The organism is Polaromonas naphthalenivorans CJ2 (assembly GCF_000015505.1).
GTDB lineage: Bacteria > Pseudomonadota > Gammaproteobacteria > Burkholderiales > Burkholderiaceae_C > Polaromonas > Polaromonas naphthalenivorans.
In genome coordinates this window covers 2,389,102-2,402,208 of the sequence record NC_008781.1, presented here as the reverse complement: position 1 = coordinate 2,402,208, position 13,107 = coordinate 2,389,102, and the positions used below count along the sequence as shown (strand labels likewise).

Here is a 13,107-nt window from a genome sequence, read left to right as displayed (position 1 = left end):
CCATCAGGAATCACTCACATGTCCATCATCAAGCAAATCTACAAGCCGTCCATGACCGTGGGCCAGGTGTACGCCAAGATCTTCGGCAGCAATGCGCTGCCCCTGCCCATCGGCAACGTGCTGGAGCTGGGCATCGAGCACGACGAGGATGTCAAGAAGCAGGACGACATGACCGCGCTGGGCGGCGGCACCCATGCCGAGGTGCGCCGCATCAAGGAGGCCAAGGTCACGATGAAGCTGGCCGACCTGAACGTCGTCAACATGAGCCGCGCCATCTTTGGCCTGGCAAGCGAAAAGCAGGCAGGCGTCGTCGTGGCCGAGCCGCACGTTGCCACGCTCGGCGGCCTGGTGCGCCTGGCGCATATCCAGCCCACTGCCGTCACGCTCAAGAAAGGCGCCAATGCCGGCGCTGCCACGGAAGTGCTTGCGCCTGGAAACTTTGAGGTGCGTCCTGAAGGCATCTTTATCAATGCCGAGGCTGCAGGCCTGGACGATGACGAGCTGCTGTGGATCGACTACACCTACGGCGCCTATGCCGTGATCGAGGCCATGACCACCAAGGCGGTCGAGCTGGCCCTGACCTTTGGCGGCTTGAATGAAGCCGATGGCGGCAAGCCGGTGGTCGTTGACATCTACCGCGCCAGCCAAGGCATCACCAAAAAGCTCGCGCTGATCAATAAGGACTTCGGCGCGCTCGATGTCGAGGGCTCGATCCTGCTGGACGCCACCAAGACCGGCGTGGGCATCAGCCGCTACTACAAAGTCAGCATGGCCTAACCGGCCTGGCTTAAAGCCTTCCCCATGGATTTACCGCTGCGGCCTTAACCCGCCGCAGCGGCTTCAAGTGTTGCTGCCAAAACGGCACCAGCTGAAGCCGCTGCATTGCCTGCCAACCCGATTCACCCTGTCCGAGAACCTTCAAACGTGGCCTTTAAACCCATCGAGATCCTGATCAACGCCAAGGACAATGCCTCCTCGGTGTTCGACAGCCTGCGCGCCAAGGTGGCGACGGTAGGCCTGGCGATCCTGAGTTACTTTGGCGTGCAGGCCTTTGCCGGCGTGGTCAAGGGCGCGGGGGATTTTGAAGAAGCCATGAGCCGCGTGAAGTCGGCCACCGGCGCCAGCACGACCGAGATGCAGGCCCTGCGCAAGGCCGCCGAGGACGCCGGCGCCAATACCAAATTCACCGGCACCGAGGCCGCTGGCGCGCTGGAAAACCTCGCCAAGGCGGGCCTCAGTGCCAAGGACGCCATTGCCGCGCTGCCCGCCGTGCTGGAGCTGGCGCAGGCGGGCGACATCGGCCTGGGCGAAGCCAGCGAGTTTGTCACCAAGGCCGTGATGGGCCTGGGCCTGGCGTTCACCGACGCGGGTCGCGTGGCGAACGTGCTGGCCCTGGGCGCGAATGCCACCAACACCAGCGTCACCGGCCTGGCGCAGGCGCTCTCCTATGCCGCGCCGGTCGCGCAAAGCCTGGGCTTGTCGCTGGAAAGCACCGTCGCCATCATCGGCAAGTTCGCCGACGCCGGCATCGATGCCTCGCGCGCCGGCACGGCCCTGAACAGCATCCTGAGCCAGTTCGGCGACCCGGCCAGCAAGTTCCGCCAGGAACTGGCCGCCAGCGGCATCACAACGAATAAATTCGAGGATGCGCTGCACCAGCTCGCCAAGGCCGGCCCGAGCGGCGCCAAGGCGATCAACGCGGTGGGCACCGAGGCCGGCCCGGCGCTGCGCGCCTTGCTCAACCAGGGCATGCCGGCGCTCGATGCGCTGACGGCCAAGCTGAAAAATGCCGAGGGCGCCGCTGCCGCTGCGGCCAAGGTCATGCAGGACAACCTGAACGGCTCCTTGAATGGCCTGTCCAGCGCCTGGGACACGCTCAAGATTGCGCTGGGCACGCCGGTGCTGCCGGTGCTCAAGGATGGCGTGGACCAGCTGGCCGGCGCGCTCAAGGCGGCGGTCAGCGATGGCACGGTCGCTCGCTTTGGCGAGGCCATTGCAACTGCTTTTCAAAACGGCATCAAGTGGGTGCGCGAGTTTGCCGCGCAGGTCGATTTCAAGCAGGTCACCGCTGATCTTCGCGCCTTTGCCGACCGCACGGGCGAGATCTTCACCCAGGTCGGCCAGTACGCCAGCACGGCGGGCAATACCGTGCAGCTCGCCTATGGCGTCATGTCGGCGGGAACCAACACCGTGCTGGGCAGCATTTACGCGCTGGGCAGCGGGTTTGCCACGATTGCGGCCGGCATCCAGTCGGGCCTGGCTGCGCTGTACGAGGCTTCCAGCAAGGTCACTTTCGGCGCGGTGTCGCAGCAGTACAAGGCGATTGCCGCCGAGATCCGGGAGTCGTCCAACGCCACGGCCGCTGCCGCGCAGGCGCTGAGCGACAAGTCCCGCGCCGCGTTCCTGGACGTGGCCGATGGCGCTGGCCTGGCGCGCGACGGCTTCACGGGCCTTGCCAGTGCGGCGACAGGTGCCAAGCCTGCCATTACCGCCGCTGCGGTGGCGGTGGATGATATGGGCGCCAAGCTCGAAGCCACCCGCCAGAAAAGCCAGACCGCGCAAAAGGCCACTGAAGACAAGAAGACTGCCGACGAAGCCGCAACCACCGCGCTGCGCCAGCTCAGGGACGAATACGCCGCCTTGGTCGCAAACGGCGACCTGCAGGCCGCCGCCGAGAAGATCAAGGACATCAACAAGGCCCTGCAGGCTACGCCGGCGGCGGCGAAGGACTCGGCCAAGGCTGCGCAGGACGCGGCCAAGCTGACAGCCGAAGCCTTCGAGGCGCTGGGCATTTCCAGCCAGGCCAGCCTGAAGCTGGTCGCCGGCTCGGCAAAGGTCTATTACGACCGCATCAAGGCCGATGGCACCTCGACGGCCGTTGACATTGCGAACGCCTTCAAGGCCTATGCCGAAAAAGCCATTGCCGCCAACAACGGCGTGGCGACCGAGGCGATCAAGACCGAGGCCGCCATGCGCGGCCTGGAGGTGCAAACCGACAGCGCCGGCAAGTCGATCGTCAAGGCCATGGGCGAGGGCCAGGCCGCCGCTGCCAAGCTGGGCGAGCAGTTCCGCATGACCGCCGAGCAGGTCAAGGCGAACGAAGACGCCATGGACCGGCTGAACATGAAATACACCCTGTCGGCCAACTACACCGAGCGCCAGCTCAGCTTGCTGGAAAAGGAGAACGCCCTGGTCGAGCGGCGCAATGCCCTGGAGCGCGAGCGCCTGAACATCGACAAGGAAGGCTACAGCCTGAACACCGCCGGCCAGCGCGTGAACGTGGCGGTCGAGAGCGCGGCGAGCATTTACCAGCGGGCCAAGGATTCGGGCCTGACCGATGCGCAGGCGCTCAAGCTGTCGAAAGACACGCCGCTGCCGTACAACGGCCCCGGGGTCAAGGTCGCTTCGTCCCTGGATGACGGCTCGAACTGGAGCACCAAGCTGCAAAAGGAGATCGACCGGCTCGCGCTGATCAACGCGGCCAATTCCACCAGCACCGCCCAGACCAAGACCTACCGGGTCGAGTGGATCGTTAACGGCCAGGCCACAGATTTCGAGATGGCCAGCGACGCCGACGCGCAAAAGCTCATCGCCGCCCTGAAAAACGCCCAGCTCAGCGCCAGCTGACCACCCACTGAACGCCCACCATGTCCATCCTCCTGACCTACCTCGGCACCACCGCCGCGCTCACCGACCGCCTGCAGTGGAGCGACGAATACGAATGGAGCCCGGTCGAGCAGAGCACCGAATACAGCACCGAGGGCGTGCTCCTGGTGGATGTCGCGCTCAAGCAGGCCGGCCGCCCGATCACCCTGGACGGCACCCAGACCGAGGCCTGGATCACCCGCGCCGCGTGCGACACGCTGCAGGCCTGGGCCGCGCTGCCGGGCATCACCTTGACGCTGACCGTGCGCGGCGTGGCTAGAGCCGTCATGTTCGACCACGCCAAAAAGGGCTTCGAGGCCACCCCGATCTGGAAGCTCCTCGACGGCGAAGTCACGCCCGAGCTGCTTTATTTGCCCACCTTTCGATTCCTGGAGATCTGACACCCCATGCCCATCCTCACCGAAGACATCAAGCTGCTCGAATCCGCCGTCATGGCCGACGTGCCCGAGGGCGGCGGCGCCATGACCGGCATCGAAGTGCTTGACGCCGTCAGCAACAACCTGTTTCCCGACTCCTCCACCGTGGACCGGGCCATCGGCCGCTTCAGGGCGCGCAAGCTCTACGGCGTGGGGCACACCGACGACACGGACCTGATGCTCGGCGCGCATGTCCTCATCACCGATGCGCCCAATGACCCGCTGGTCCATTGCGCCCTGGTGCAGACGCCCGGCTGGTCGGACACCCGCGCCGACCTGGTCGAGAAAGTCGAGCGCTACCTGGTCAAAGGCCCGCGAGTGAACTACCGCCTGTGGGGCACCCATTACGCGGGTGGCCTGCAAATACGGCTGGTGAGCCTGGTGGGCGGCAACGCGCCGTCTGGCGGGGATTGCATTGTGCTGACCAATCCGAACGGCGATGAGCAGTACCTGCGCATCCTCAAAACAGCCATCAGCACGGAAACCATCGCAGTCATCGAGGGCAGCGGTACGGTGCTGCTCCAAGCCACCGTGGTGCTGTGCGACATCGGCAACGAACTCGATTACGACTTTCTCGGGCCACCCGCGCAGCGCGTCGGCCTTGTCGAGGCCGACTGGGCGCAGTTGTACCAGACCAATGTGTCGGGCGGCGCCAAGTTCTACGGCATCAAGCCGCTCGCCGTGGCGGGAGAGCCCGGCGACTATTCCGTGCTCACCACAGGCGGCATCTACACCCCCGTGGTGCCCGCCGCGACGGTCGAGAGCCCGATCATCGACCAGTACCCGCTCACGGTGCGCCAGTCGTTGTCCCGCACGGCGCAAGCGGCGGTCAGCCTGCCTGCAGTGGTGCTGTCGCTGGCGCCAGGCACCCAGCTCAAGCTGCCGACCGCCTGCGAGCCCGGCAGCTTGAGCCTCACCCACGGGGCCACCGTGTTTCTTGACGACGGCGAAGGCAATCTCAAGCAGGGCGCACTGGTGGTCGGCACGGTTAACTACCGGGGCAAGGAAATTGCCATGCTGCCCGGTGCGCCCAACTACGGCAGCGCCTCCAACACGGTCACCTACCGGCCCGCGACACTGGCCGGCGCGCCCACCCACAGCGACAGCTTGACCGTTACCCTGGCGAATCAGGGCAGGGCTTTTGTCTTTGCGTTCGAGCCGCCACCGGCTCCGGGCACCTTGGCCCTGAGCTTCATGGCGCAGGAGCGTTGGTATGACCTGGCCGACAACGGCAACGGCAAGCTGTCGGGCGCGGACAGCAGCCATGGCGTGGGCACCATCAACTACCTGACCGGCTCCGTCGGCGTGACGCTGGGCGCCATCCCGGATGTGGGCAGCCAGATCATCCAGCAGTGGGGCGATGCGGCCAGTGCCGTGCCCGCCGCTGCCTTGCCGCCCCGCATGACGGGTGTGCTCGGCATCGACATCCGCGCAAAAATCGACACACTGGCCCTGAGCTGGTCGCGCGGGGGCGTGAATTACGCCGCTGTCTGCTCGGCAGCCGGGGTGATCAGCGGGGATGCGACCGGCAAGGTTGGCACCTACGACTACGCCACCGGAGAATTGCCCCTTAATTTCGAGCCCGCCGTCCTGCCTGATGGGGAGGTGACCGTCGATTTTGACCGGCTGGCCGTCACCTCGTCCGGTGTGACCAACAACGGCGGCGGCAGCTACACCCTGGAGCAGGTGCCGGTCACGCCCGGCAGCGTTCACTTCACGGTGGCCGTGATCCCCGAGGCGGGATTCCAGCTGCCGGCCAGCATCAATGTGACCGACGACGGCGCGGGCGTGCTGACCAGCAGCCACCCCCAGTCGCTGGGGGCCGTGGTGGGATCGGTCAACTACACCACGGGCGCCGTGTCCGTCGGCAGCAATATTTCATCGGGCGTCAATGAGCAGGTGGTGGAAATCTATCCGGCAACGGGCACCGGCAACACCCTGTACTACGACGTGCAGGTGTTCCGGGCTGCGCACACCACGAACCTGCAGAACCTTGCTGTGGGCTGGATGCAGCATTCGGGCGGAACCACCGTTTCACAGACGCTGGCGGTGGCGCCCGCATGGCAGCTCACCGTCCCGGTCAGCGCCGGGCTGCAACTCAAGACGGATGGGGTGATTTTCAGCTGCGGCGGCGACCTCTACCACGCCAGCGGCGGCACGCTCAGGAAAGGCTGGAGCATCGACACCGGGGCGCCGTCCGTGGAGTCCGCTGGCGCCGTGACAAGCGGCGGCCTGGTCACGGTCAGCAGCCTGCCTGGCAGCGGCATCAATGCGCTGGTGTGGAGCAATGCGGCTTTGGACGCGACGGCTGGCGCGTCGGTCGGGCAAGGCGTGTTCCGCACGGCCAGCGCACCCCTCAAGGCAGGCGTGATGCAGCTGCAGGCTGGCGCCCTGGTGGGTAGTGCGAACGAAGCGGGCGTGATCTCCGGCGACGGCTGGACGGGCGCCGTCGATTTCCAGCGCGGCATTGTCAGGTGGAGCCGCGCATCAACATTCGCACCAGGGCCGATCCCGTGGGACAACTGGACGGCCGCGTCCCCGGTTGCCGCCAGCGCATTGAGCTACAACGCCGTCTTCATGCAGTACCTGCCGCTCGACCGGGAGTTGCTGGGCATCGACACCGTGCGCCTGCCGCTCGACGGCCGGGTGCGCATCTACCGCCCCGCCGACATCCTGGTCGTGCACAACACCTTGACCACGCAGCTTCCCAATCCGCTGGTCAAGGGAACGGCCTATGACCTCGGGCGCGAGCGCATCGCCTCGGTGCGGGTCAAGGACGTTCTGGGCGTACTGGTGCCCAGCAGCCTGTATGTCTCCGATCTCAACCCTGGATTCATCACTTTCCCGGTGGAATCAAACCTCACGCCGTACTCGCATCCCTTCACCGTGGAGGACCGCATCGAGGACGTGGTGGTGTGCAGGCAGGCCGACATCTCCGGCAAGCTCGACCTGCTGAGCAGCCTGACGCATGACTTTCCTGCGGACACGTCTTTTGTCTCCAGCGCCCTGGCATTCGGCGACCTGTTTGCCCGCGCCCACGGCGACTTCGGGCAGGGCACCTGGACGGGCGCATGGAGCGATGCGCTCATTGGCGCAGCGCCGCCGCTGGCCAAGTTCAGTGCCGGCCAGTACCCCATCACCACGACCAACCGGGGCGCCATCACGGAGCGCTGGGCCTTGATTTTCACCAGCAACACGGCGTTCAAGGTCGTTGGCGAATCGGTCGGCGACCTGGGCGTGTTCCCCATGGTGAATGACTGCGCCCCGGTCAATCCAGCCACGGGCGCGCCGTACTTCACGCTGCCTGCGCTGGGCTGGGGCGGTGGCTGGGCGGCGGGCAACGTGCTGCGCTTTGACACCGCCGCCTGCGGCGCGCCGTTCTGGGTGGTCCAGACGATCCTGCAGGGGCCGGCGTCCCTGGACAGCGATGTGTTTTTACTGGCGTTCCGCACCGATGTGGACCGGCCTTAATTTTTTATCCAGGAGATTGAATCCATGACATCAGTAGTCGATACATCCGTCAAACATTTTCACAGCGCCATGGCCGGTGCGCCTGTTCTCAATGGCGTGGCTGGCGCCCTGGCAGCGCTGCTCGACGCCAGCCTCATCAATGGCTTTGATGTGAAGGCGGCCACCTCGCTGGTCGTGGCCTCGGGCGTGGCAACCTTGTCGTTCTCGGGCACGCACAGCGCTACTGTGGACAGCGTCGTGCTGGTCACGGGCAGCTCCATTGCCGCGCTCAATGGCGAGCAGAAAGTAACGGCCATCGGCGCTGGCGTGGTGCGGTTCGCGACGGCTGCGGCTGATGGTGCGGCGACCGGCACGATCAGTTTCAAGATGGCCCCTGCCGGATGGACCAGCCCGTTCACGGGGACCAACCTGCGGACCTACAAAAGCACTGATCCCGCCAGCACGGGGATGATTCTCCGGCTCGACGACACCGGCACGACCACGGCCCGCGTGGTCGGCTACGAAACGATGAGCGACATCAACACAGGCACCGGCCCCTTCCCGACAGCGGCGCAAATGTCGGGCGGTGGGCACTGGAACAAAAGCTCGGCGGCGTCAGCCACTGCCGTGAGCTGGGTGCTGGTGGCGGACGGGCGAAAGTTCATTATTTTCGTTGCTGGGTATAGCGCATCCAACGCCGCACAGCTTGGCGGGCTGACACGCGGTTTTGGCGACGACATCGCGTTGCGCCCCGGCGGCGACCCTTACGCATGCAGCCTGTCCTATGCGGTATCGACCGGCTACAACGTCATCGAAGGATGCCTCGACTATGTGAGTGCCTACCAGCACGCGATGCCGCGCAGTTACACGGGGCTCGGGGCATGCATCCTGCACGGCCTCAGTCCCTACACCGGCAGTGGCAATTATTTGTCGGGTCAGGATACGTTCTTTGGCAATTTTCCAAGTGCTGTAGATGGCGGTCTGCGTCTGTGCCGCAAGTTCTTTTGCACGACTATCAACTCCACGCCGCCACGCTCTGATCTGCCGGGCCTGTACCACGTGCCCGTGGGACAAACCTCCGGTTCTTTTGCATTGCGCGACATTGTTCCCGGCACGGGAGCGCTTGCGGGGCGAAAGCTGCTGGCGCTGCGCCCGACGAATTCCCCCTCGTCAGGCGGCAACTCCGATGGCCTGTCGCTGGTGGACATTACCGGCCCGTGGAGATAACGCATGGCCGACACGTTTTTGTCAGACGCAGTGGTCGTCATCGGCGTGGGACCGGCCATGACGTATGGGACTCCCGCGTTGCTGCAGCCCGTTTACCTCAGCGTCGAATCCGGGGCCGTCAAGGATTACGTCACGGGCATGCTGGGCAAGGGCATTGGCCGTGTCCGGGGCGATACCGTCAAGTCCGAGAGCGGAGCCGAAATCATCGTCTCGTGCAAGTGCCGCCTGATCCGCGAGAAGGATGGCCTGCAGGTGCGCGAACTGTTGAGCGATCCGGTCACGGGCATCTATGACTTCATGTATGTCGATGAACTGCAGCTGTACACCGTGCTCGCCTATGACCACACGGGCGCTTTTCGCGCCGTGGTGGCCGACGGCCAGGTCCCGGAGCTGATGCCATGACGACGCCTTTATCCCTGATTGCCCGCAAGGGCCAGATGGCAGGGCTGCGCGCCGCGCTGGACGCGGGCGGGGGCAAGGCGCTGTTCTACATCAATGCGCCTCCGGCCACCCCGGACGACGCCACGGCCGAGACGCTGCTGGGGAGCATCAACCTGGCCACGCCCTCGGGCGCGCTGGGCGACGCCTCCGGGCTGGCGACGCTGACATTGACCGTGCCGCAGATCACCAACGCACTTGCCTCGGGAATCATCGGCTGGGTCCGGCTGGCCGACGGGGCCGGCCACGGCTTCATGGACCTGCCCGCAGGGCTGGCCGGCTCGGGCCTGCCCGTCATCCTCAATGCCCTGCAGGTGTACACGGGCGGGGAAATCCAGCTGCTGGCCTGCCTGATCGCCGCCTGACGCCGTGGCCGAACACCTCGTCTTTGCCCGCGCGCCCATCGGGGGGTCGCCCGCCCACCTGGTCTTCGGGGAAGACCTGGTGGTCGTGCTCCCGCCTGTCACCGCGGAGATCGCCGCCACCTTGTCCGGCGCGGTCAGCGTCACCGCGCTGGCCGCCGTTGCCGTGCGGGCGCAGGTCACCGCGCTGCTGTCGGGGACGGTCACGGTCTCGGCCGCAGCGCTCTACGACAACCGGGTCACGCCCTGGCTGGACCGGCGGATCGCCGCCCCGCACCAGGTGGCCGTCCCCACCCGGAAAGAGCAGGAGAGCGGCTGGCGCACCAGCTTGCCGCAGCGCCACGTCTCGGCCATGCCGTGGCGGCTGGCTGCGCGCTCTGGCACGCTGCTGAGCCCTGCGCTCCAGGCGGCCGTGCCCGTTGCCGTGCTGCGGGACAGCCGTTGGGGCCTGGCCCTGGGCGCAAGGCGGGACTTTTGCGCCTCCTTGCAAAGCGGCCTGGCGCATTCGGTGGCGCTGGCTGCAAAGGCCGAACTGGCACGCCAGCAAGTGCGGGGTCTGGTTTCCATTTTCCAGACCGGCGTTTTCCACTCGCACGACCACCAGGACCGGTGGCAGACGGCGGCTTTCAGGGAAATCCAAAAGGTGGCGCGCTTCAAGGCCAGCCGGTATCTGTCATCGGCCACCAAGGCTATCCCCTGGCAGGTGGCCGGCGCGGCGCGCAACGGCCGCTCAAGCCTGCCCGTGGTGGTGCCGCCCATCATTTACCCGCGCGACGGGCACCTGGTGTTTGAATGCCCGCCCTTGCCGGCGTATCTCGCGCACCTGGTGTTCGGCGCCCGGGCGTGCTACCTGCCGCCCCGTGCCCATGTCGTCGTTCCCTTCTTGAGGACTTATGTGACCATCAATTCCATTACCCTGCGCCGCGTGAGCGACGGCCTCCCCATCACCGCCTACGGTTTCGGCATGTCGCTCGACTGGACATCGTGGACCTGGTCCTGGAGCGCATCCATCCCTGCGCACCAGTTGCCGCTGGTGCGGCCGGGCATCAGCGGCGACCCCCTCGAGATCGAGGTGCTGGTCAACGGCATCCCGTACCGCCTGTGCGCCGAGGGCCTGGACCGGCAGCGGACTTTTGCCAAGGGCCGCGTCGGCATCAAGGGGCGCGGCACGGCCGCCATCCTGGACGAGCCCTATGCGCCTGTGCTCAATTTCGGAAATGCCGAGGCCCGCACCGCGCAGCAGCTCATGAGCGACGCGCTCACCATCAATGGCGTGGGCATCGGCTGGGACGTGGACTGGGGCCTGGCCGACTGGCTCGTGCCGGGCAACGCATGGACACACCAGGGCGCCTACATCGGCGCCATCCTCGACATTGCGGGTGCTGCGGGTGGCTATGTGCAGCCGCACGCTACCGAGCAAACCCTGCGCATCCTGCCCCAGTACCCCGAGGCACCCTGGAACTGGGCCGGCGTCACCCCCGACTTTGAGCTGCCCGGCATTGCCACGGTCGAGGGCATCGACTGGCGGCGCAAGGCCGCTTACAACCGCATTTTCGTGTCGGGCATCGGCGCGGGTGTCCTGGGCCAGGTCACCCGCAGCGGCACTGCGGGCGACAGCGTCGCGCCCATGGTGACCCACTCCCTGATCACCCATGCAATTGCCGCCCGCCAGCGCGGCCTGGCTGAACTGTCTGACACCGGCAAGCAGGCCCACGTCAGCCTCAAGCTGCCCGTGCTGGAGGAGACCGGGCTGATCCTGCCCGGCAAGTTCGTGCGCTACCTGAGCGGCTCCGAGACGCACCTGGGGCTCACGCGCAGCATTTCGCTGGACTGGTCGCGGCCGGTGCTGCGGCAAACCATCTCTGTCGAAACCTATGAGGCCACCCCATGAGTAATATTTTTCGCGCCTTCCTGGAGCTGCTGCCGGCGCGGCCGCTGCAGGTCGGCACCGTGCTGTCCGTCGCGGACGGCATCGCCCGGGTCGAGCTGCCGGGCGGCGGAATCCTTCAGGCGCGTGGCCAGGCGACAAGCGGGCAGCGTGTGTTTGTGCGCGATGGGCTGGTCGAGGGCGCTGCGCCCGACTTGCCTGTCGTGATGATTGAAATCTAGGGAAAACCAATGAACCATAACGACATCAGCATGCCCTTCGTCAAGGCGTCCAGCGCGATAGCCGCTGCCGTGGCCGCAAAAGCCGAGGTAGTCGAGCAGCTCGCCACCTCGGCAACGGCGCACTCCAGCTACCACACCTGGGCGGCGGTCAATGCCATTCCCTGGGGAACCATCGCCTCGATTGCCGCAGCGCTCTACTCGCTGCTCTTGATCGCTGAGTGGTTCTGGAAAAAGCTCTGGCGGCCATTCTTTGAGAGTCGCGGCTGGCTGCCAAAGACGCGCCGCCGGGTCATCACGGTCGAGGAGTACGAGGCTGGCAACACGGACCGGGCGCCGCTATGAGCCAAAAATCACGCACCATCGTTGCGGCCTTGAGCCTGAGCGCGGCGGCGTTCGTGGGCATCCTGCAGCGTGAGGATTATCGGGAGCAGGCCTATCCTGACCCGACCTATGGCTGGAAAGTGCCGACTGCCGGGTTCGGCACGACCGAAGGCATCAAGCAGGGCGACTCGCTCAAGGTGGTCCCAGCGATTCAGCGGGCGCTTTCCGATGCGAGCAAGTTCGAGGGCGCATTGAAGCGCTGCGTCAGCGTGCCATTGCATCAAGCCGAGTACGACCTCTACGTCAATCTCAGCTACAACATCGGCTCGACGGGGTTCTGTGGCTCGACCATCGTGCGGCGCTTGAACAGCCTGGACTATGCCGGCGCCTGCGATGCCATTTTGATGTGGAACAAGTCTAATGGGCAGGACTGTTCGGCGCCTGGAAACCGGAGTTGTTCGGGCCTCTGGAAAGATCGCTTGAAAACGCATGCGGCTTGCATGGCAGCCCAATGATGAGCGCGTCCACCAAGACCATCGCAGCCCTGGTTGGCGTGCTGGCGCTGCTGCTGTCAATCCTGGGCTTTGGCTACGGGCCGTGGGCCACCCATCAGCAAGCCATTGGCGAGCAGCGCGCCACCACGGCCTACAACCTAGCCATCGACCGGCAAAAGCGAGAGGCCGGCGAACTGCTGGCTATCGAAGCCGCCAAGGCCAATGCCGCCACGACGGCGCTGGCCGATTTCAAAACCGAACGGGAGAAGCACGATGTTGAAAACAAAAGCGCTATTGCTACTCTGGCTGCTCGCCTGCGCACTGCTGCCGGTCCTGCTGGCCGGCTGCGCGACCCGAACGCCGCTGCAGGATGTGGGGGCGGTGGTGCTGGCGCCCCGGGCGCAGATCCCGCCCGTGTCAGCAGTGGTGCAGATGACGCTGCCCAGGCCGGCGGGCTATTTTCAGCAGGAGCTACTGAGCTATTCCAGCGGCTTACCCGCGAGGCCGACGACATCAACGTCGCCTATGCCTCCTGCCGGACTGACAGCCTCACCGTGCGCGAGGTGCTGAAATGATGTGGGCGCCCGCAATCTGGCTCTTGATCTGGGGGCGGTGGCTTCCTAA

General features: G+C 65.8%; 12 protein-coding genes. All 12 read left to right on the top strand.

Annotated elements, in window-relative coordinates; all coding sequences use genetic code 11:
- Positions 1 to 18: 18 nt before the first annotated feature.
- The 12 genes from PNAP_RS11265 (at position 19) to PNAP_RS24960 (ending at position 13,058) form a co-directional block, all read left to right on the top strand.
- Positions 19 to 777, top strand: coding sequence for a phage tail tube protein (locus PNAP_RS11265; protein ID WP_011801635.1), 759 nt, complete (start codon positions 19 to 21; stop codon positions 775 to 777).
- A gap of 147 nt (positions 778 to 924) precedes the next feature.
- On the top strand, positions 925 to 3,627 hold the full coding sequence (locus PNAP_RS11260) for a phage tail tape measure protein (protein WP_157040266.1): 2,703 nt from the start codon (positions 925 to 927) through the stop codon (positions 3,625 to 3,627).
- 20 nt (positions 3,628 to 3,647) lie between these two features.
- Positions 3,648 to 4,046 carry a hypothetical protein gene (locus PNAP_RS24965; protein ID WP_011801633.1) on the top strand — a complete coding sequence of 133 codons (399 nt, stop codon included), beginning with the start codon at positions 3,648 to 3,650 and terminating at the stop codon, positions 4,044 to 4,046.
- Positions 4,047 to 4,052: 6 nt separating this feature from the next.
- The gene (locus tag PNAP_RS11250) at positions 4,053 to 7,553 is read left to right on the top strand and encodes a hypothetical protein (RefSeq protein WP_011801632.1); all 3,501 of its coding nucleotides are present in this window, start codon (positions 4,053 to 4,055) and stop codon (positions 7,551 to 7,553) included.
- Positions 7,554 to 7,577: 24 nt separating this feature from the next.
- Positions 7,578 to 8,759 (top strand): hypothetical protein, encoded by a 1,182-nt coding sequence (locus tag PNAP_RS11245; protein WP_011801631.1) that lies wholly within the window; start codon positions 7,578 to 7,580, stop codon positions 8,757 to 8,759.
- Between the two features lie 3 nt (positions 8,760 to 8,762).
- Positions 8,763 to 9,161, top strand: a complete 399-nt coding sequence (locus tag PNAP_RS11240; RefSeq protein WP_011801630.1) for a hypothetical protein — start codon at positions 8,763 to 8,765, stop codon at positions 9,159 to 9,161.
- Positions 9,158 to 9,562, top strand: coding sequence for a hypothetical protein (locus PNAP_RS11235; protein ID WP_011801629.1), 405 nt, complete (start codon positions 9,158 to 9,160; stop codon positions 9,560 to 9,562). The genes PNAP_RS11240 and PNAP_RS11235 overlap by 4 nt, the downstream gene beginning before the upstream one ends.
- 4 nt (positions 9,563 to 9,566) lie before the next feature.
- Positions 9,567 to 11,450: a hypothetical protein gene (locus tag PNAP_RS11230; RefSeq protein WP_011801628.1), complete on the top strand. Its 1,884-nt coding sequence runs from the start codon at positions 9,567 to 9,569 to the stop codon at positions 11,448 to 11,450.
- Positions 11,447 to 11,668: a hypothetical protein gene (locus PNAP_RS11225; RefSeq protein ID WP_011801627.1), complete on the top strand. Its 222-nt coding sequence runs from the start codon at positions 11,447 to 11,449 to the stop codon at positions 11,666 to 11,668. Before PNAP_RS11230 ends, PNAP_RS11225 begins: the two co-directional genes overlap by 4 nt.
- A 9-nt stretch (positions 11,669 to 11,677) precedes the next feature.
- Positions 11,678 to 12,010 (top strand): hypothetical protein, encoded by a 333-nt coding sequence (locus PNAP_RS11220; RefSeq protein ID WP_011801626.1) that lies wholly within the window; start codon positions 11,678 to 11,680, stop codon positions 12,008 to 12,010.
- Complete coding sequence (locus PNAP_RS11215) at positions 12,007 to 12,504, top strand: lysozyme (RefSeq protein ID WP_011801625.1); 498 nt, start codon at positions 12,007 to 12,009, stop codon at positions 12,502 to 12,504. Before PNAP_RS11220 ends, PNAP_RS11215 begins: the two co-directional genes overlap by 4 nt.
- The gene (locus PNAP_RS24960) at positions 12,504 to 13,058 is read left to right on the top strand and encodes a hypothetical protein (RefSeq protein ID WP_049763668.1); all 555 of its coding nucleotides are present in this window, start codon (positions 12,504 to 12,506) and stop codon (positions 13,056 to 13,058) included. Before PNAP_RS11215 ends, PNAP_RS24960 begins: the two co-directional genes overlap by 1 nt.
- Positions 13,059 to 13,107 lie beyond the last annotated feature (49 nt).

What these genes read in the sequence shown, in the direction of transcription:
- PNAP_RS11265 (WP_011801635.1), top strand. Translation starts at nt 19, where the DNA reads ATGTCCATCATCAAGCAAATCTACAAGCCGTCCATGACCGTGGGCCAG.
- PNAP_RS24965 (WP_011801633.1), top strand. Translation starts at nt 3,648, where the DNA reads ATGTCCATCCTCCTGACCTACCTCGGCACCACCGCCGCGCTCACCGAC.
- PNAP_RS11250 (WP_011801632.1), top strand. Translation starts at nt 4,053, where the DNA reads ATGCCCATCCTCACCGAAGACATCAAGCTGCTCGAATCCGCCGTCATG.
- PNAP_RS11245 (WP_011801631.1), top strand. Translation starts at nt 7,578, where the DNA reads ATGACATCAGTAGTCGATACATCCGTCAAACATTTTCACAGCGCCATG.
- PNAP_RS11240 (WP_011801630.1), top strand. Translation starts at nt 8,763, where the DNA reads ATGGCCGACACGTTTTTGTCAGACGCAGTGGTCGTCATCGGCGTGGGA.
- PNAP_RS11235 (WP_011801629.1), top strand. Translation starts at nt 9,158, where the DNA reads ATGACGACGCCTTTATCCCTGATTGCCCGCAAGGGCCAGATGGCAGGG.
- PNAP_RS11225 (WP_011801627.1), top strand. Translation starts at nt 11,447, where the DNA reads ATGAGTAATATTTTTCGCGCCTTCCTGGAGCTGCTGCCGGCGCGGCCG.
- PNAP_RS11220 (WP_011801626.1), top strand. Translation starts at nt 11,678, where the DNA reads ATGAACCATAACGACATCAGCATGCCCTTCGTCAAGGCGTCCAGCGCG.
- PNAP_RS11215 (WP_011801625.1), top strand. Translation starts at nt 12,007, where the DNA reads ATGAGCCAAAAATCACGCACCATCGTTGCGGCCTTGAGCCTGAGCGCG.
- PNAP_RS24960 (WP_049763668.1), top strand. Translation starts at nt 12,504, where the DNA reads ATGAGCGCGTCCACCAAGACCATCGCAGCCCTGGTTGGCGTGCTGGCG.